Origin of the sequence: Mameliella sp. MMSF_3455, assembly GCF_030733205.1 — a bacterium.
GTDB lineage: Bacteria > Pseudomonadota > Alphaproteobacteria > Rhodobacterales > Rhodobacteraceae > Antarctobacter.
Genome location: NZ_JASHJL010000027.1, coordinates 1 through 20186 on the forward strand (window position 1 = coordinate 1; position 20186 = coordinate 20186).

Sequence of the window (20186 nt, forward strand, 5' to 3'; positions counted from 1 at the left end):
TGGCTCTCCACGCGGAACACGTCGCTTGCGCTCGTGCCCTGGACGACATCGTACCCCGCGCCGCCGTCGATCTGGTCGGTGCCGGCGTAGGATCCGTAAACTTTGAAAAAATCGTCCCCTTCTCCACCGTCAAGCGTGTCATTGCCCTGACCTCCATCAATTGTGTCGCTGCCAGAGTACCCTTGGATGGAGTCCGCCTCCAACGTCCCATCGATTTGGTCATCGCCAGAGGAACCTTTTATGTTCGACATAGTTTTCTCTGATGCTGATCTGGATAGCACTTGATAGTGCTGAAACGCTAATAAATCGTTGTGCTCGTCGTCAGATGATTTGGAGCACGAAGGCCTGACTGGGAACGGAGGGTCTGGCTCGGTCGGGTTTTGGTTTAAGCCGCGGTCTGGCGATGCGGCAAGCGGCGCTTCTCGACGGTCTTGGCTTTGACCTCCTTTCGCCGATTCAGGATTGCGTGCTTCACGGCCGAGATAGACATCGGCAGGCGTGAGGTTGCCGAGGCTCTCGTGGTCGCGGTCATGATTGTAGTGGTCGATGAAGGCCGCGACAGCCTCTTCGAGAGCCCCGGGCTAGTAGTCGTTCTCAAGGAGAATTCGGTTCTTCAGGGTCTGATGCCAGCGCGCGATTTTGCCTTGGGTCTGTGGGTGCCGGGGCGCGCCGCGGACGTGATCCATGCCCTAGTCGGCAAGCCAATTGGCCAATTCGCCGGAAATGTAGCTGCTGCCGTTGTCGCAGAGCGGCCTGGGCTGTTGGACGACGGTGGCTCGGTCGCAGCCCGAGGCGACTAGGGCATCTTCCAGCGTAGCTGTCACGTCTGATGCCTTCATCGTCGGGCAGAGCCGCCACGCGACGACGTAACGGCTGTAGTCGTCGAGGATCGTCGAGAGGCAGAACCAGCGCCAGCCGATAACCTTCAAATGGGTGAAGTCGGTCTGCCAGAGCTGGTTCGGGCGGGTCGTCTTCTCATGGAATTCGTTTGCCGCCTTGATCACGACGAAGGCGGGGCTGGTGATCAGGTCTTGTGTCTTCAGAACCCTGTAAACGCGGGCCTCCGACACGAAGTAGCGCCGGGTATCGGTGAACCTGACCGCAAGTTCGCGGGGCGATTCAGTTCGTCCCGATCCCTTCGCGCCGACAGCGCTCGGCGATGCTGTCTTCGCCACGCAACCCTTCAAGCACGATGCGATCTTCTCCTCGGACGAATGGTGCTTCCGTGTGCGCCGGCGAATGTCCTTTAGCATCGCCTCAGCTGTAGGCTTCGATTTCTGGGTTTCTGTCTCATCTCCACTCCTTGGTGGCTTCGATGAAGCCTGAAAGCCTCCGTTACGAAGTCAACTCAGATGTCCCAAGAGCGCTGATGGCGGACATGCTGGAGATACATCAGGCCCGCTAACTTCACCACTTCATGCCGCATGTCGATCATCTGGACCTGGCGCGGTCGGAGAAGGTCATCCTGTTCTGGGGCGAGACCGCAGCGCTTCATGGTTGGAACCCAAAGTGCAAAGTTTCGAATGCTAGTCGACGAAACCTTGCAGTCCACAGCGAGAAAAATGCCCGTTTCTCAAGCCGCATCAAATGCATGCGGGTTGGTAAGGTCGAACTGGATAGCGGCTTGAACAGGTCGTCCAATCGATCTGGACTCAGCGAATTGGACTGCACCAAATCTGCGTAAAGGCCTAACGCTGACCCGGTGCGGGTATCCTGCGATGCATGCCCAAATGTGCTCGTATAGGTGCCGCTATCAATCAATGCAGCCGTTGTACCCTGGCGGCGTGGCAAGGGCCTCGGTCGCCCGGGCGCTGGCACGCGGTCTTGTCTGGCGTGCCCGGGCTGCGGTCAGAGAACGCCGCTTTGGCGAGGCAGGTGGCATTCTGCGTCTGGGGGCAGGCCTGATCTCGACCGGCCTCCCGGCCAGAGCCGAAGGCCCGGCAATACGCGAACGCCGCGACATTGCTGCCGCGGCGTTCCTGGAGTCATGGCACGTTCCCGCGCGGGCGGGAACTGCGGGTCAGTAGAACTCGATCGCGTCGGTCGCGATGAGTTGGTCGAGTTCGAGGCCGCGTCCGTCCCGGATGAGCGCGAGATCCTCGAAATTGGCGCCGGTCCCGGTCGGATCGACCTGCAGGTAGCTGACCGTGCCGGAATCCACGAAGCGCACCCAAAGCGACGGGTCGGTGGCATCCTCCGGTACGATGCCGCTCAGCGCGATGACATCGCCTTCTGACAGGACGAAGTCCTTGATGTCATCGACACCGGCCCCGAGCGACGACGGACCGAACAGGAACGTGTCCGCCCCGGCACCGCCATAGAGCTTGTCGGACCCGGCACCGCCCACGAGGATGTCATCGCCACCTTTGCCGTAGAGCCGATCGAGGCCACCTCCGCCCGCAAGACGATCGTCCCCGTCACCGCCCTTGAGGTTGTCACTGCCTTCGCTTCCGGCATGGGTCGGATCAAACGAAGCGAGCGGATCGGGATCATCAGGATCCGTCGGATCTTCTGTGGGTGGCGCGACCAGGGTCAAGCTCTCTCCGATGTGAACTTCGGAGTTGCCCGCGTCATCCGAGATCAACGCTTTGATGCTGAGCGAACCCGGCTCGAAAGCGGTGAGGTCGAATTCGATCGTGCCGTCAGAGTTGATTTCCTGGCTCAGGGTGAACGTGCCGCTGCTGATTGTGACCACGGCCGCGGCATCCGCATCGAGACCTGAGACCTGCACCTGTACGGCATCGGCCTCGTCGTTCGTGATTTCCAGGTCCGGCATCGTCAGGGCGAAGTCCCCGTCCTCGTCCGCACTTGTATCGAGAATGGGCTCCGGGTCGGTGACAATCCCGCCACCCCCATCTGTTTCGCCTGTATCTGAGTAGATATCCAGGCTGCCTGCGCTGATCAGGTCATCGATTGTCAGTCCGCGCCCGCCGCGGAAAATGGCAAGCGGTTTGAAGCCGGTCCCATCGAGGTTCACCTGCAGTTCACCCAACGTCCCCGAATCGACGAAACGTATCCAGGTATTCGGGTCGGTCCCGACCAGAGCCTCGGGCACGTCGATGATTGCCAGCGAGTCCCCTTGCGAGAGGTCGAAATCCTTGATGTCGCTGTCCGCGCCTGCGGTGGCGTCGGTTGCGGTCAGAACGAAGACATCTGCGCCGCCGTAACCGAACATCTTGTCGCCGCCGCCAGCGCCGACGAGGATGTCCGCGCCCTCGGAGCCCTTGAGCGTGTCGGTCCCTTCGGTTCCCAGGACCACGTTCTCGGCCCCCTCCCAGAAGTTGCCGTTGACCGGATCGATCGGATCAGTCGGCTCGGGGTCAGGCTCGACGGGATCCGGTTCGACAGGATCAGTCGGATCGACCGGATCGGTGGGTTCGACCGGTTCGGGATCCGGGTCGACCGGCTCGGGATCCGGATCAACCGGCTCGACCGGTTCGGGATCCGGCTCGACGGGATCTGTGGGCTCGACGTGGTCGGTGGGTTCGCCGGTCCCGATGTCGAAGCCGTAGTCGAAATCCGGGTTTCCGGGCTTCGGCGTGGGATAGGCGTCAAGTTCGAACTGCGCCAGGTAGCTGTCGTCGAAGCCCTCCAGCTTGAGCTCGACGATGACCGGGTGCTGTTCCCCGCTGAGGCGCTCGGTGACCCAGAACACGACGGGGACGACCCATGCGCCGTTGGCGTGTTGCCATGTGCCGTGTTCGGTCAGGAACTCGTCCCGCGTGAAGTTCCTGTGCCAGCCGCTGGCATTCTTCACGAGGTTCAGGCTCGCCCCCCAGAAGGTGGAGAACTGCGCCTTGGTGCTGCCCGCGACCTTCTCGTAGAAGACGCGATCCCCCAGGCCGTCGGTGACGGTTCCCGTGACATGCGCCTCCCAGTCGCCGGGCGTGAGCGTCACGTCGGCGTCGCCGGCCATCTTGAAGGTCAGGCCGGCCGTCGGGTCGGCGTCCTCGGCGGAGAGGACTTTCGGGGTCGGGTTCAGATAGTCGATCCCGAACTGCGCAAAGTAGTCGACCCAGTAGGCCGTGTCGCCGTTGTCGCTGTTGTAGTTGATTTCGAACATCCGGTCGACGTTCGTGGTCTCGACATCGTAGAGAACCGACTCGTGGCCGACGCCGAGCTGTTTCCAGAACAGTCCGAAATCATGGGCACGGATGTCGTTCAGGACGAACGACGAGTTCTTGCCCGCCAGCCGGAAGGCCACGCCGCTGCCGCTCCAGTCGGAATCGATGAACTCGTAGTTGTAGGAGTAGTTCATCAGGTTGATGCCGTCGCTGCCCCCCCAGATGTCGAATTCCCGGATGACGCTGAGCGTGTCGCTGTGCGCGGCGAACTGACGGTGGTACACCCGGAAGGCCTCGGAGGAGGTCATGACGGTGTTGCCGACGAAGTCGACGATTGCCGGCTCTTCGTGGTCGATGGCCACATCGAAGGGATCGGGGTCGAACTTCAGCTGTTCCCGCTCGAACATCTTGCGGTGGTAGCCGTCGTTCGGCGCCTTGTCCGGATCGTCCTCGGGGAAGGCTTCCTGGCCGGAGAAGTTCCAGCCGATCTTCGAGTTCGCGGCGATGTTGTACTGCTGCACGATGACCCGCGACTGGTTCTCGTAGGCCGCGCCCTGGTCGCCGTCGCCGTTCTTGTTCTCGGCATCGTAGCTGGTCACGCTGCTGACGAGGTTGCGCATCCAGGCGCCGGTCTCGTCACCCCATTCCGAGACGATCCCGCCGCCGGTGATGTCGTAGACGATGTTGTCGTTGATCATCGCGCGGCTCTGGTGCTGGACGATGCCCCAGCCCGGGCTGCCGGTCACCGCGTTGCCGACCAGCATGTTCGTCGGCGCGTCGACGCCGCTGCCGATCATGTGCAGGTGGAGCGGATAGCGGCCTTCGGGGTTGGTGGTGCTGATGTCGATGGTCTTGTCGGTGCGCCCGAGGTCCTCGAAGGCGGCGTAGCGCACGTCGTTGACCGACCCGTCCTCGGGGTTGGGCGTGCCGTTGTGCAGCATCACGTGGCCGCGCGTGCCCTCGGGGTTTTCCGAGCGGAAGGTCACGTTCCGCGACAGGTTGCCGACATAGATGTCGGCCTCCATGCTGGTCGGCCTTTCATGCGCGTAGTCCAGCGGCTCGTCGAAATGGATCGTGTCGCCCTCGACCCGGACGATGGTCCGGGTCTCGTCCTGGGTCATCAGGACGCCGTACTCGTCCTCGCCGAGGTACTTGGTGCCGACGACGAGGATCGTGTCTCCGGGCTGCCAGTTGGTCAGATCGCCCTCGACGGCCATGGAGGTCGCGCCGGCGGGGACGTCGTCCTTGATGACGAGATGGCTTTCCTTCGCGGCGCCCTGGATGTCGACTTCGCCGAAGGCGACCAGCCCGTGGCCAAGCATGTCGGGATCGACGTTGCGATCGATCGGCGTGTCGCGGAAGATGATGTCGATTTCGACATCGGCGGGGATCGGGTCGGTCATGGACCCCGCGTCGAAATGCGATCCCATCGTTGTGACGATGGTCTCGACCCGCAACTCGGTGCTGTGCGCGCGGCTGAAGGTCAGCGTGCCATCGACGCGGATGGTCCCGAGATTTGGGGAGGTCCGGACGTCATAAAGTATTGAAATTCCGTCAGGGATGTGTACATTGGCGTCCTGATCGGGAATGTTTCCGTCGGCCCAGGTCGCAGGATCGCTCCAGGCTCCGTTCTTGACTGCGACGTGAGTGGCGTCGCTGGGATCGAGCAGGGCGTTCGCCTGCTGCATGTGTTCCATCATGTGGGTCGTCTGAGTGGTTTCCATCGGTGTTTGCCTCTTTCCGCGGGGGGGCGAAAACTTGTGATACGCAACGTCACTGATCCGGTGATCTGGTCAGAGATCGCCGGAATTTGTGATGTTTGTTTACTAAGCCGACATTAACACTTGCCTAACGCTGCAGGGCGTGAGCGTGTCCCGCATGGATGGTCAGGCCGAGTTGAAGTCCAAGTTCACGACATCAAGAAGATGCTTCGCCTTGCTTGCGGTTTCCCTTTTCCGTTTCTATTCCGTGTCGGCTGCCTCAAATGGCGCTTGCCGTAGACGTGCCGCAGATGCAATTGAAAGCTGTATGATGTCCAGAACGACTATCGTTATGGGCGAAAATATGCCAATGTCACGGTGCGACCGCGTATGAAACTGGCATTTGCAAAACGTGCCTCGCGGAGACCTGTGCCTCTGCCGCAGATCCTTGGCGCGCCGGCCTCGTTACCCTTCTCCTCTCCGGATGCCAAGCCGATCGAGTGAGACGGTTCGCCGTTCCAGCGGTCGATTTTTTGGGGAGCAGGGCACAGTTCTGACGGAAGCGCAGGGCCAGCCAGCGGAGCAGCGAATGGACAAAAGGCGTGTCCGTTCTTGCTGCGCGATTTGCGCGAGTACGGGTACGGCCAATCGGCCGTTCGTGAGACTGCCCGGATTCAGTCTGGCGACACAGGCCGCGGGGTGTCAGGTCTTCTTGCGCAAGGTGTTGACCTGAATATGCGGCCAGCGGGTCACGCCGCCATCGGTGCCGAAGTGGAACTCGAAATCGACGATCTGCTCGTATTGCAGTTGCAGGATTTCCTTCCCGTCTTCTTCGACCGTTTCGATCCACATGCGCATGTCCATCTTCACCACGGGGACAAAGCGGCGGACGATGGGGATGTTGAGGATGCCGCCCTGTGGGCCGGTGGCTTCCTGGGTGTCCATCTCGATCAGGGTGAAGTGCTTGATCGTCTGGTCCTTGATCGCGTCACGCAGGATCAGGTCCGGGCGCACCGAGTAGGGGTAGAGGTCATGCTTCAGGATGCGCTGGGTGTATGTCTTGTTGCCGCTGGGGTCGGTTGCCGGCAGTGAAGTATCGAAAACCCAGGGCGGCGGCGGCTCGTCCAGGTCGATGGGAGTTGACGGCGTGGTACCTGCGCCGCCCATGCTGGGAGAAATCGCCAGGAAATCGAAATCCCAGGCCGCCGTCCCGTGGGGAAACTCCGGCGCGCCCTGTATGATCGAGGATTTGCCGAACATCTGAACGGTGCTGCCATGTGGGATGGTGCCGCTGCGCGCGACCGAGTAGTCCGGAACGTAGACCGGCCCGTTCGCTCCGTCACCCGAGGCGAGTTCGGGATAGCCGATGTCCATCTCGATCGACTTGTCATTGGCGGCGTGGTTGTAGATCTGGTCGAGCCAAAGATACATGCCGTTCTCTTCGTGCAGCAGGTGCCCCTGAAGGTCGATGATCGAGGTCTCGTATTTCATCGCGCCGCAGAACTGTTCGTTCGCGCCGACACGGTTGCGCACGCCGCCCGGGACCCGCGTGAAGGTCAGTTCCTCGGTGTAGTTCTGGCAGAGGAAGCGGAACTTGCCCGGAATGGTTTCCGAGTTCGTGCCGGGCGAGGGCAGGCAGGTGGTATGCACGCCCAGCATCTTGGAGTCGGGGTCTTTCGTGACGTTGAGCCAGGTGCCTTCGAGCTGTTCGAGCACGCCGTAGTTGGCCTGTTTCTGTTGCTCTTTCAGCACTCCGGGGGTGAACTTGGGAGGTATGGCAACCATGTCTTTAGTCCTTATTTCAGCAGGCGGAACAGATCAGCTTGTAGACGGAGGTGTCGATCAGCGGCGTCATGTGAAGGTAATCGACGAGCACGGACTCGGCTGTGCAGAAGGCACCCTCGACCCAGGCCTGGTCGTTGGAGAAAGCGGAGCCGATCAGGTAGACCGGTGCACCGGTCTCCCCGGCCAGATCGGCGGGCGCGCGCAGGCGCTGCATGACATCGCTAATGTCGTAATGCGCCGCCCAGGCGTGATAGCCGGCGCCGAAGGGGTTGCGCCCCCAGTCCATGAAGACCGTGCTGGTGGATTGCGGGATGAGACCAGCGGCGTCGGGGTCACCGTAGTGCACCTTGGCCAGTTGCAAACGCAACATCCGCTCCATTTCGGGCGGTGCGGCCTTGCCGCCCTCCAGCGGCTGCAGGTTGCGATAGTCGGCCTCCTCGCGCCGTGCTCCCACGGAAAGCTCCAACTGGCGCCAGAATTCGACGAACCGTTCATCGTCATATGAGGCAAGGACGCCGTAGACCGGCGAGCCCTGATAATTCGGCAGGGCGTTGTTCCCGAAATAATAGATCTGGCGCAGGGGCAGGTCGGTGATGGTGGGTCCGTAGACATGGGCGGACGAGCCGTCTTCGGACACCAGCTTGGGTGCGTGAGGCGTCTCGGTCCACCACGGCCGGTCAAAGAACATGGCCACCTTGTAGGACGGTTGCCGCACCACCGCGTCCAGGTAGTTGGCGACGTTCGATGCGTTGAGAAAATCCGTCCCGCCCGAGGGGGCGCCGGTGTACCTTGTGGCCTGCGCGATCAACTCGACCGACTCGGGCGGCATGGCCAGAAAGGCGAAATCGGCGGTGAGGTGCGCGCCATCTGCTGCATAGGGATCCTGTGCAGAAGCAAGCTGGTAGGTCACCGAACCGCCTTGCATCCAGATCGAATGCAATCTTGTCCCCTGTTTCAGTTCCAGAGTGACACCTGTTGCAGCGGCGGCATCCTGCGCCTTTCGGTAGAGTTCGGTGAACAGGCGAGAATACCCACCGGCGATCGTCTTGAACTTGTCCCCGGGGGCGAATTCGCCGTTGTAGAAGGCCGCGTCGGCGGCGTTCCAGTTGATGACGTTCGAACTGTAGCCGCCGGCATCGGCGGCGTAGTTGAAGCCCTCGTTCCCGGCCTGGTCGTAAAAGACGTTCCAGTAGCCGATATTGCTGACCGTGTTGCCAGGGTCATAGACGAAGGAGTTGAAGCTGTCGGGCAGGGTGCCTTTGGCATAATAGTGGCACTGTTCGCTGCGGGTCTCCAGGTCGGCGCCGCCGGTGATCAGGTTCGAGATGTTGGTGAAGAGGTCCGAGGCGGGTGCCTCGTTGTTGCCCGGAGTGTCATAGGGCGCCTTGACCGGCGGTGAACCTGTACCAAGCTCCTTCTGGTAGAAATGCTGGCCGCGCAGGTAGAACAGTGGGTCCGTTGTGGTCAGGAAATCCTGCACATCATCGTGCAAGCCGATGTCCCAGATCGTCTGCGTCACCAGTCGATGACCGGGGGAGGGGATCTCCTTGCCTTCCTTGTCCGTTTTGTACTGCTTGAGATCCCATTCGCTGAAGCGCATGCCACCGATCTCGATATAGGTGGCGCTCAGGTTCTGACCCTCGCCCGAGGCGGCGGCGATGTGATGTGAACAGATGCGCCCGGCGGGTTGGCGGTGCGCGCCGGTGCCTTCGAAATCGTAAGTGCCCCATTCGTGCAGGGTGATCGTGTCCCCGGCCACGGCCTTGCCGCCGGTCAAGAGCCGCCAGGCGGTATAGAGCCCGGCGGGCCCCGCTCCGAAGATTGCATAGGTCTGTGTCATCGGGTCCCTCGTGGCCTCACTGCGCTTGCGTCCAGTCGATCGCGAACTTGTCCAGCGGGATCGTGTAATCGCCGTAGGTCAGTTCCGTTTCCGGAGCGCTCAGCATCCGGACGATCATGTCCCCAAGGATGGGGATGTACTTCCCCGCCCAACCGGCGGTGTAGGTCACGATGTTGCAATGCGGGCTGCCCCAGGCCGGCGTGTAGTCCAGCAGCAACTCGCGCGACGTGTCCTTGGCGAGGGCGATCAGGCAAGTGGAGGTGAAGCGCGGCGTGGGGTCGAGGCCGGTCATGTGATCCTTGACCCATTGCGCATCCAGTCTCAGGCTCTGTGGACTGGGCGCGAAGCTGCGCTGGGACGGGTCGGTCAGGATCTTGTCGGGAAAATCCGTCGCCACGCGCGCATAGCCCGGATGCGCCCAGTCGACCTCTGGAAACCCGTAGAATAGCGCACTGCTGCTGGGGTTCTGGAACACGAACCAGGTGGGCAGATGCGAGGCGGGCGCGGTCAGCGCGAAATAGGCCGAGGACATTTGCCAGATGTCGATGCCCAGCGAGAGACCGAGAGGCCTCAGCATGTCGTTGACATAGGCCCCTGCGCAGATGGCGAGTCGGGCGCCGTGGTAGCGGCCCGCGGGGGTAAAGACCGTGACACCCGTGCCGCGTTCGGCCATGTCCGTCACCGGTTCCCATTCGTGAATATCGACGGAGCCCGAGGAAAGGGCGGCGTCAAGCGCGGCCTCCTCGGTGGCTTTCAGGTCGATGATCCCGCCGCTGGCCTGGAAGAAGCCCTCGTAATCCTTGGGGAGGTTCCGAAAGGGAAAACGCGCCTCGATCTCTGCGGCGGTCAGCTTGGTGTAGGGAATGTGCAGCGCGTCCATGATCTTTTCGGCGGCGGCAATCCCGCCTTCCTGCGAGTCGAGATCGGGATCACCGAACCAGAGGCTGCCATTTTGCCGGATCAGGGTCTTTTGCGTGTACCCCTGCAATTCCGCCCAGAAGGTTTGCGACGCGAGCGAGAGTTCGGCCATGTATCCTTGGGCATATTGCAGGCGAAACTGACGGGATGCGCCGGCAGAGCTGCCGTCGTCGTTCAGCACCCCGTATTTTTCCAGTACCAGCGTGCGCCAACCGCGCCGGGCCGCACTCCATGCCGTCGACAGGCCGATCGCGCCGCCCCCGATCACGATCAGGTCGTAGCTTTGGTCCGTCATGCGTGTCCCCCTGACGCCCCCGCCGGTTCCTGGCGTGTCGGGCTATTTCTGAATTTACTGACCGCTTGTAGGGCAAGTGCGTGTTGTGGCGTCTGGCAATTCCGGGCTCAAGTTCGGTTCTTTTCTTGTCTCGAACGAACAATGCCAGATCGGCAATATATCTCACTTCCTCCGGCGTTTATTTGACGCCATTGGTCAAGTCGGTCTGGAAAAAACGGTTTCACACAACTCGAATAGTCATTTCCCGTACGGCGTTAAAGGCGCCGAGCGGGGATTCAAAGCGGCTTGACGCGTCGATGCGAGGAGCGCGCGTTATCACAGGGTTGTTTTGATTCCTGCTGCACAACCATTCACCACATGGTTGCAAGCTGTCAAGGAAGCAGAATTCACCGCAGGTCGTTCGCTATGGTCGTTGAACCCTCCGCCAACCCTGCCTTGGCACGAGTTTCGTCCGGAAGTTTCGGAGCGCCGATCGGTCAATCGGTACAAAGTTCATTTGACTCCATTTTTGTGTAACCTACCGAAATTGGTTAATTATTTTCCTGGTTCGATCGGATTGAATGTCCTGCAAAGCAAAGGCCGGCGTCCTTGAGCCTCCTCCGTGGCTCGATAATCGGTGTTGTCCATTGCTCAGGTTGGACAGTGTGCACGATTGATCCGGACCGGTGTCGACGGCGCGTCCTTGGGTGTCCGGTGCACGTTAAAATTGAAGGTGGCTGATGCCCTTCATGGGGATTTATTATCTTTGCGTGTTTTGGTTTTTCCGCATACGGCTGCCTTTGATTTTCGTGGATGGGGGGCTCTGCATCGCGTTGGCTGGACGCGCTGAATGCCTCCCATTTTCACTGCCTGAGAAGGATGCCCACAAAGGAAAAGAGCCGTTTTTTACCTCCGGGGTTTCCCGAATCGACCATTGGTGCAATCTTGGATTGCAGAAGATTTCGCCAGAAGTCGTCAGGGCTGTTTCTGGATGTATTGTGTCGCCCTATTGGAATATTGGGGAGGGCCAGATGACGACAAGCTCTGTCATCGAAGAACTCTGGATTTGTCCGCCTCTGGCCTTTGCCCGTTTCGGGCAAGCCGAAGAGCCGATGGTGAATTTCCACTGGGAACAGAATGACTACTCTTCCCGCGGGACGGCCGAGACCGTGATCCGGCCAACGACAACGTTCCGGGTGGGTGAGGACGGCTGCATATCGGCCTACATGCCCGAGGAAATCCGCTTTCGCGACGGTGAGAAATGGCTGCCAGTGGCACCTTTTTTCGAGCTGCACGGGCGGCTGGACAACGGCGCCGAGGGGCCGATTACCAGGGATGTCCTTGAGGCCTGCGGGCTGACGCTGGGCGATCTGACATGGCGCATCCATGCCGCCAATCGCAAGGCGTTTCACTACACGGGGGCCGAGGGCGATCACGTCGATGCCGTCGTCGAGATGTCCGGCGACCAGCACCACATGGCGCCACTCAACGGTGTCAGCCCCGAGGGCGCCGCGAACCCGATAATCCACGGAAATCCCTTGCCGCTGGGCGCGGTACAGATCATCCGGCCCAGCGACGAATTCCCCGAAATCCGGCTGCGCATCACGCCGCCCAAGGGACACATCTACGCACCGACCAACACCGCTGATCGGGACCTGACCGCGCTGGTGCCCGAGGCCTTCCGGCGCGAGACCTTTCTCGACGGTATCCAGCTGACGCTGAACCCGGAATGTGCCTGGGCCCATTGGAACCCGGCGGACGAGGACGATCCGAATGACCCCCGGACCAACCCGGGCGGCCTCTACGCCATGGAACCATCGACGAATAACAGCGGCCTGGGGATCAGCCTTGGCTTTCTCGATGACAGCAACGACGGGCTGATCTCGGTCTTGGTCAAGGGCGAAGGTGTTGCCGGGGGCGAGTTGACGGCTCATGCGCGCTTTACCTGCTGTCCGCCGGATTTCCAGCCGGATCGTAGACCCTTCCGTTCGGTGGCGGATGGCCTTGCCGACTTGATGGAGCGCGAGCAGGTTTCGGAGCCGGCCTTCACGGAAGGCTCCAACTGGATCGAGACCGAGATGGAAATCGCAGACTTCATGCAGCGCGTGCGCGAGACGATGGAGGCGTCGAACCTCGATCACCAGAACCTGCGATCGGGACTGGCCAACGATGCAAACGATCCGCAGGATCCCTTCACGCCAGAGCCGCCCCGGCCCGGTCATCCACTGCCATTGACGGAACTTGGGCGCGCAAACCACAAGCGTTTCCTGGCCTATGACGTGTTCAAGGCGCGGATGGCGCAGCGGCCGGAACTCTTTACCGACTGGATCAGGAACCCGGCCGACGACCCCAAGCCCTATGACACGCAGATGCCGGCGCTGATGCGCGGATCGGATTCCAACCCGATGACCATCACGCAACGGCAATACAATCTCATGAAGGCTTGGCTCGATCGGGTTTCAGGGAAGGACAGAGGCGATGGCCCCTCGACTTCGTGAAAATTTCAAGCTGATCAAGAGCGACATCGGCCACCATGTCTTTGCCACCAACGGGTCGCGCGTCTTTGATATCGATGCGGATACTGCGGACCGTGTCGCGGCGCTCTTTGCCAAAGGTGAGGAGGAAGAGGCGCAACGGTTCGAAGAGGCGATGGGCGACAACCACCGGTTCATCGGACCCGAGGCGCCGGAGGTGCCACCGTTGCGTGCGCTGTCGCTGAATGTCGCGCAGGCCTGCAACCTCAGCTGCCAGTACTGCTATGCCGATGAGGGGCTGTTTGGTGGCAAGGCTCGCTCGATGACGGCAGAGACCGCGCGTGCGTCCATCGACCGGCTGATCGAAGAGGCCGGGCCGGGCGCCGACGTGGTTGTCGGCTTCATGGGGGGCGAACCGCTGTTGAACCGCAAGGTGGTGCATGACGCCACCGCCTATGCTGCGCGGGAAGCCCGGCAAAACGGCGGGCGGGCCAAGTTCTCGATCACGACGAACGCTACCACCGTGCGCGAAGAGGATGCGCGCCTGTTCCGCGATCACCGCTTCATGGTGACGATCAGTCTTGATGGAAACCGCGCGTTGAATGACCGGATGCGTCCGGACCACAGGGGGGGCGGCAGCTATGACCGCGCGCTTGCCGGGCTGGCGCGGATCCTGGAGGACGGCGGCCCGGCGCATGTCGCTGCGCGGGTCACGGTCACTCCGGCCTCGGGCGACCTGCTCGAGATCCTCGACCACATGATTTCCTTGGGCGTAGGCGACGCGGGTTTTGCCCCTGTGCAGGTTTCGCCCAAGGCATCGCTGGAGTTCCAGCGCGCTGATTTTGGCTGGTTCCTCGAACAGATGATCCTCTGCGGCAGGTCCGCGCGGGACAGCCTGATGCGCGGCGAACGCTACCCCTTCAGCAATTTCGAAACTGCCCTGCATGAGATCCATCGCGGCAGCCACCGGCCCTATCCCTGCGGCGCCGGGGCGGCCTACCTCAGCGTCAACGCCGAGGGCAGGCTCTATGGGTGTCACCGGCTGGTGGATGACGCGGACTGGGCCATGGGCGACATCTTTGACGGTCCTGACCTGTCCGCCCGCGCGGCCCATCTGGACCGTCGCCATGTGGATCGTCAGGAGCCCTGCAAATCCTGCTGGGCGCGGTATCTGTGCGGCGGGGGCTGCTACCACGAGGTGGACCGTCGCGGCCGCCTGCATTGTGACTATGTCCGAGGCTGGCTGAGTTTCTGCATCGCCGCCTATGCCGAGCTTTGCACAGAGGTCCCCGGCTACTTCGTCAACCCGACCGCCCATTTCGAGGCCGGCCCGGCCGCCACGCCCATCAACTGAGGGAGACACGACCATGTCGACTTTGCCGACCGCGCCCGAAGACCCAAGGGAATGGAAGATTTTTCCCCGGAACCTGACCGCGCGGGCGGCCTATATCGTTCCCGGAAATTCAGTGGCCACGCGCCCCGAGGATGGAGTCGACAACTGTTATCCCGGGCTGGAGATGGACGCCAAGAACATCCAGAAGATGTTCTTTCCCGGCCTTTACTTCGAGGTCTACCGCCAGGATGGGGCCCGTCTGGTGTCGATGACACCGGCCTCGCTCGCACAGCGTTGGAAGGACCTCGGGCTGACGGACGAGGACCTGGACCACAACCTGTACCTCTGGGCAATGCACGGGCGGAACAACGATCTGGACGGGGCGGTACAGGTCACGACCATGGATTTCACCGGCAAGCAGGGGCTCTATGCCTGGCGGCAGATCAACAGCCTCTTGCCGGGGGATGTCTCCATCGCCGTGGGGCCCAACCCTCCTATGGGGCAATCTGCGTTCAAGGATGCCCTTACCGCGATCAAGGCCGGCGGCAACAAGTTGGAGCGTGACCCGAACGGCAAATTGCTCTTTGCCGCGATGACTGCACCCCGGCTGGAATATCTGAACGAACAGGGCGTGCTTGCGCCCGAGGTCTATGATCCGGGCGATCTGACCCGCACGCTGTGCACACCCTGGACCTATGATTTCCGTGACTGCCAGTGCTTTTACTGGGCCTCGAATAAACCTGACGTGATTTCGTCGGAGGACGGGCAATACGAATACCTCAACTTCCAGCGCAAGAACCGTAACGTGGAGCCGCAGACCGAAGACATCGCCTACGGCTACAATGCCCGCCGCCAGCGCGAGATCGACTATGCCGAGATGATGGATGGCTGGGAGCAGTTGCGCCCGGTTCTGAACGGCCGCGAATTCGGCGAGACCTACGTGCCGCCCGAAGGGCCGACCGGCCCCGTCATGTCGCTGGAGCAGATCAAGGAAGAGGTGACATACCTCGCCTCGGTCGAACATGCGCTGGCGGTGCAGTACCTCTATGCCTTCTACTCCGTCGACGTGCCCTGGACGGAACCGGACAAGGACGAGTCGATCAGGACCTTCCGCCTTTGGCATTCGGCGCGCACGGTTTTCGATGTGGCCATCGATGAAATGCGTCACTTCCGTTGGGCGAACGAGATCCTGTCCCTTCTGGGGGCGGACACGACGGCGAAACGCGCCTCTACGCTGGGACGCACCTTCAAGGTGCCGTTCTACATGCAGAGCCTGTCCAGCCCGCAGTTGCAATGGTTCATCGACGTGGAGCGGCCCAGCCGGTCCACCGTTGCGGGGCTCGACGGGATGTACGTCGGTATCCTGCACTCTCTGCAACAACTTGGCGATGACGAGATCGAACCGGAGGTGCGCCGTCAGGCGATCGAGATCGTCAAGCTGATCGTCGACGAGGGCGAGGGGCATTACGTGCGTTTCTCTACCGCACAGCAGAACTTTGCCTTCTACGACGATGCCGCCCGCGGTGCGTTGCCCTCCTACATCCTTGACGGGACGTGGAAAAAGCCGACGCCGAACACGAACCCGGATATCCCCTACGACACGATCTACGGGCAGCCGGCCGAGGCCGACGATCCCGAGGGAAAGGCGCTGCAGCAGGAGTCGAACAACCATTACCAGGCCTTGCTCATGCTGCTGAAGATCGCCTTTGCCATCCCCGAGGCAAAAATCAGCGGTCCCGCGCTGCGCCGGGCGATCTCGGTCATGTTCCGGATGAACGCGGTCAACCTGGAATTGGCAGGGAAGGGCGTGACCCCGCTCTTTACTCTGCCGGACGGTTGGGAACTCGATCCTCCGGTGCGCAGTCGGGACGATGCGATGAAGCTGCTGGACCGTGCTCACGGGTTGCTGGCGCAACCGAAGACGGCGATGGCGCTCATGTCGGTGCGGGAGCGTCCCCAACCGGGACTGGGCGCCGACCCGGCGCATGACAGCAGCGTGGAGCAGATCATGGAGGCCTTTGCCGAGGCCATCGACAAGTCGCGGTTCCGCGAGTGACGATCCGGATCAACGGTCGCTCGCTGGCGACTGCGGTGCTGGCCCGGTGTCTTCAGCTCAAGGGGACAAGCTTTACCCTGGCAGAGGGGGCGGATCGTCCCCCTTCCGGCCCGCAATTCATCTGCATCAACGATGTCGCGATCTCACTGTTGCGCGATCTCTTTCCGGCGCTCTGGGTCGGTGGCGACGGGCCGGGTCATGCCTTGACCATGCGCGAGGTAATATGGGGTGACGATCCGGTGCCCCAACGGATCGCGCAGGAAGGACGGGTTGTCGATGTGGGTGCCCTGACGTCCCGACTCTTTGACATGCTGGACAGGGGCGAGATGGACACGAAAGGGCCTGTTGAACGGGAGGTCAATCCGGCAACCTGCCGGTCGAACATGCTGCAAACCGGGGACCGCGCGATGCTGACCTCTCGTGTGGAACTGAACCGTCCCATCGCACCGGCACGGAGCCTAATCGAGTCGCTGATCGACGGATGGATGTTCCTTGCCCCGATCGACGCGGCCAGCGGCATCCTTCAGGCCATGATTCCCAAGCGCCCGGCCGATCCCTCCGCCCGGCTACGGGCGATGCTGGACCAGAGCACGCTGATCTCTCCGCATGTTGCGCGGCTTGGGGCAATCACGAACTTTCCGGCGGCCCCGGCAATCTGCCTTCCCCTGGCCGGGCCAGGGAGGATCTTCGTCGGCGGGCCGGGTGTGCGGCTGGATCCGGTCAGCGGCGAAGGGGCGCCGTTTGCCATTCGCACCGCGATCCTTGCCGCGGCGGTCCTAACCTGCCAAGACACCGTGGAAGACGCGGCAGGGCATTACCGGCAAAGGATCACTACGTCTTTCCTGAACCACCTAGACGGATGCCAGTCCTTCTACGCGGAGGCCTTTTGCGTCGATGCGGACTGGCAGCTTGAATTGCGAAAGTCGCACATCGCCCGGAGGATGCTGCAGTGCGCCATTGCCGAGACGGAAAAGGTGCCGTCGCTCAGGCTAGAGGGGCTGAACCTCGTTCCCCAGGCGGGGTAAGCTCGCCGACGTCCCGGCAGGGGGCTACCGATGCGCCGTCGGGGTCGGTGCGAGCGATGAAATGAACTGCGTGCCATCTCTTTCGATCGACGGCTCTCATGCTGCCCGGGAGTGTCCAGAACCAAGCGAAAGGTGCGCTCGCACAGCTCAGGGGAGTACTTGTTCGTCGTCTTTGTCAGGGTGCTCCAATCTGGTCACGAGTTGGTGCCACCGAAAAAAAACCGGCGGGTTCAGCTCGCTGACGGCATGCCGGCAGAGAGGCGTATCGACTATGTCGGGCGACAGGCGTTCGGCAAATAAGACGAATACCGCGCGCTCTACGGCAAGGACCGGAGGATCCGCGAGTCGGACTTCTCAAGGATCAGCCGCAGCTCTTCGCCTGTTCGCAGTTCCGAGTGTCGAGGGCCAAACACGGTCCTGCGCAGAGGGGGCGATCAGGCCCAGAGCCAGACACCCAGCGCGGCAACCGCCAGCAGCCAGAACGACAGGCCGGCCATCAGGGCAAATGCCCCACCGCTGGCGCGCAGCAGTTTCCGGGGGGCGCTGCCAAGGCCCAAAGCGGCAACGGCCGTCACCAACAGCGCGCCGGACAGCGTCTTGCTGCCGTCGATGACCTCGGCGGGCAGGGCGACCAGCTGGTTGAGCACCATCAGGACGACGAAGGCGACGACGAACCAGGGCAGGCGAAAACCGCCGCGCCCCTGTCCTGTCCCGGCCGTCACCAGCAAGAGCAGGACAGGCAGCATCGCGACGCGGGTCATCTTGGCCAGAGTGGCGGTCTCGCCTGTGGTTTCAGACACGGAGAACCCGGCCCCGATCACCTGCGCGACATCGTGGATGGAGGCGCCCAGGATGATACCCTCCTGCTGCAAGCCGAACCCCGCCAGCCCGAGAAGGACCGGGTAGAAGATCATCGCCACCGTCGAAAGGGCCGTCGCCGTCATGATGACCAGCAGTGTGTGATCGTCCTTGCCCTGAAATCCACGCGTGACAGAGGCCAGTGCCAGGGCGGCAGAGGCACCGCAGATCGCGACCGCCCCGGAGGCGATCAGAGCCGCCGACCCGGACCAGCCCATCGCCCGCCCGATGGCCAAGCCCAGCAGGATCGTGCTTGCGCTGCCCAGAAGGATGAGCAGGAAGACAGCGGGGCCGAGGTCGAACAGCTGCTCGAAGGAGATGCGCAGACCCATCAGGGCAACGCCCAGTTTCAGCCCCGTCGAGGCCACCAGCCGGATCCCGATCGCGGTGCGTTCATCCTCGGCCAGAAAGGACATGGCCATGCCAAGCAACAGCGCGAACAGCATGACCGGCGCGTCGTAGCGCGCGGCGATGGCAAAGGCGGCAATGCTGATGACGCCCGCCACCGCGACACCGGGCAGGTGCTCTTGGGTGCGGGCGCGGAGGGTCGACAACGGCGGCGAGACGCGCGTCAGGTTCATTCTTCGAGGCTTTCGAGGTTGTGGATGATGATCTCGCTGCGCGTTATTTCGAGAACTCCGGCGGATTTCAACTTGTCCAGCGATTGCGTGACCCATTGCCGGGTGGCGCCGACGATGGCGGCGATCTGTTCATAGGTCAATGTCCGGTCCACGACGATGGTCTGACCTTCCTCACGCCCATGTGCATCGGCGAGGATGACCAGCAGTTGGCGCAGCCTCTCGGACACGGTGCGCGTGCCCAGCATCTGGATCAGCGCGGAATAGCTCTTGCCCTTGGCCACCAGCCCGTCAATCACCGCAATCGCCACTTCGGGCACTTCGCGGACAAGGTGGTGCAGGCTGGTTCCGGACAGAAACAGCAGCTGGCAATCTTCCAATGCATCCGCCGACCAGACGTGGCGGCCGCGGCCAAAGACCTCTGGTCCGCCGACGAAATGACCCGGGCTCCAGTAGGCGAGGGTGATCTCACGCCCCGATGGGCCGGTGTAGAATGTCCGCACGCGGCCTTCCTCGATGACCCAGACGCCGGTATGGGCCGCGCCCTGGTGAAAGATTCCTTCCCCCTTGGCAAAGCTGCAGCGCGTGCCAAGCTTGCGGACTTTCTTGCGCTGGTCCGGGGACAGGCTGGCGAGGAACCCGGCGCCCTCGTTAAGTTCCAGGAAATACTCCGACAGGTAGATCGCGCCGGGGCTGGTGTTGTCGATATCGGTCTCGTCGCTCATGGGCGCGGCACCGAGGCAAGGTAGGCGGCAATGGCTGCGATTTCGCTGTCGTCGTCAGGCATCATCGGCCCGTGGGGAAGGCAGCCAAGGTGTGTACCGCGCGTGCCATCGCGGAAATCCCGCATCTGCTTGGCCAGGTAATCCGCGTGCTGTGCAGTGAGATGCGGCACGCCGAGATAGGAGGTTTCGGCGTCATGGCAGTCGCCACAGTTCCGCGCCTCATAAAGGGCGCGGCCCTCGGCATTCCCTTCGGGTGCCGGGCCGGGCGGGTCCTGGGTTGCGAACCATTCGACCACCACCGCGATCTCTTCCGGTTTCAGCTCGGTCACGATGCTGGACATCTGGCCCCCGTCGTTGTGACGGTCACCGGACAGGAAGGCCCGGACCTGGTTATCGATGTAGACCGGTTCCTGCCCCGCGAGGTTGGGAAAGCGGGCACTGGCCGAAACCCCGAACAGCCCGTGGCAGAGCGCGCAGCGTTCGTAGGGCGGAAAGGCCTCTGCGTCGAAATCGGCGCAGGCCGGTGCGGCCAATGCCAATACCATGGGGAAGAACG

At 62.2% G+C, this 20186-nt stretch carries 12 protein-coding genes and 1 pseudogene; 4 read left to right on the plus strand and 9 right to left on the minus strand.

The window, feature by feature from the left end; all coding sequences use genetic code 11:
- From RBB42_RS18190 to RBB42_RS18215, 6 genes and pseudogenes are all read right to left on the minus strand, one after another.
- Positions 1–251, minus strand: a 251-nt coding sequence (locus RBB42_RS18190; protein ID WP_371932222.1) for a calcium-binding protein, incomplete at its 3' end; no start/stop codon positions are given.
- A 134-nt stretch (positions 252–385) separates the two neighbouring features.
- Positions 386–1118, minus strand: a pseudogene (locus tag RBB42_RS18195) (transposase); the annotation flags it as partial.
- Between the two features lie 902 nt (positions 1119–2020).
- Positions 2021–5788 (minus strand): G8 domain-containing protein, encoded by a 3768-nt coding sequence (locus RBB42_RS18200; RefSeq protein ID WP_305971028.1) that lies wholly within the window; start codon positions 5786–5788, stop codon positions 2021–2023.
- Between the two features lie 678 nt (positions 5789–6466).
- Positions 6467–7549: a peroxidase, FMP-type gene (locus tag RBB42_RS18205; protein ID WP_305971027.1), complete on the minus strand. Its 1083-nt coding sequence runs from the start codon at positions 7547–7549 to the stop codon at positions 6467–6469.
- A gap of 16 nt (positions 7550–7565) precedes the next feature.
- A complete protein-coding gene (locus tag RBB42_RS18210) occupies positions 7566–9389 on the minus strand; it encodes a flavin monoamine oxidase family protein (RefSeq protein WP_305971026.1) in 1824 nt (607 codons plus the stop codon).
- A 16-nt stretch (positions 9390–9405) separates the two neighbouring features.
- Positions 9406–10602: an FAD-dependent oxidoreductase gene (locus tag RBB42_RS18215; RefSeq protein WP_305971025.1), complete on the minus strand. Its 1197-nt coding sequence runs from the start codon at positions 10600–10602 to the stop codon at positions 9406–9408.
- Between the two features lie 1010 nt (positions 10603–11612).
- On the opposite strand from RBB42_RS18215, the gene RBB42_RS18220 reads away from it, so the two are divergent.
- Genes RBB42_RS18220 through RBB42_RS18235 form a run of 4 tightly spaced genes read left to right on the plus strand, consistent with a single transcriptional unit; the run spans position 11613 to position 17469 of the window.
- Positions 11613–13079, plus strand: a complete 1467-nt coding sequence (locus RBB42_RS18220; protein WP_305971024.1) for a hypothetical protein — start codon at positions 11613–11615, stop codon at positions 13077–13079.
- Positions 13060–14409 (plus strand): radical SAM/SPASM domain-containing protein, encoded by a 1350-nt coding sequence (locus tag RBB42_RS18225; protein WP_305971023.1) that lies wholly within the window; start codon positions 13060–13062, stop codon positions 14407–14409. The genes RBB42_RS18220 and RBB42_RS18225 overlap by 20 nt, the downstream gene beginning before the upstream one ends.
- A gap of 13 nt (positions 14410–14422) precedes the next feature.
- Positions 14423–16444 (plus strand): ferritin-like domain-containing protein, encoded by a 2022-nt coding sequence (locus RBB42_RS18230; protein WP_305971022.1) that lies wholly within the window; start codon positions 14423–14425, stop codon positions 16442–16444.
- Positions 16441–17469, plus strand: coding sequence for a hypothetical protein (locus RBB42_RS18235; RefSeq protein ID WP_305971021.1), 1029 nt, complete (start codon positions 16441–16443; stop codon positions 17467–17469). The genes RBB42_RS18230 and RBB42_RS18235 overlap by 4 nt, the downstream gene beginning before the upstream one ends.
- Positions 17470–17903: 434 nt before the next feature.
- Here RBB42_RS18235 and RBB42_RS18240 read toward each other — a convergent pair whose 3' ends face one another.
- The 3 genes from RBB42_RS18240 to RBB42_RS18250 are packed head-to-tail and all read right to left on the minus strand — an operon-like array spanning position 17904 to position 20175.
- Positions 17904–18908: a YeiH family protein gene (locus RBB42_RS18240; RefSeq protein WP_305971020.1), complete on the minus strand. Its 1005-nt coding sequence runs from the start codon at positions 18906–18908 to the stop codon at positions 17904–17906.
- Positions 18905–19630, minus strand: coding sequence for a Crp/Fnr family transcriptional regulator (locus tag RBB42_RS18245; protein WP_305971019.1), 726 nt, complete (start codon positions 19628–19630; stop codon positions 18905–18907). The genes RBB42_RS18240 and RBB42_RS18245 overlap by 4 nt, the downstream gene beginning before the upstream one ends.
- Positions 19627–20175 carry a c-type cytochrome gene (locus tag RBB42_RS18250; RefSeq protein ID WP_305971018.1) on the minus strand — a complete coding sequence of 183 codons (549 nt, stop codon included), beginning with the start codon at positions 20173–20175 and terminating at the stop codon, positions 19627–19629. Before RBB42_RS18250 ends, RBB42_RS18245 begins: the two co-directional genes overlap by 4 nt.
- Between the last annotated feature and the right edge of the window lie 11 nt (positions 20176–20186).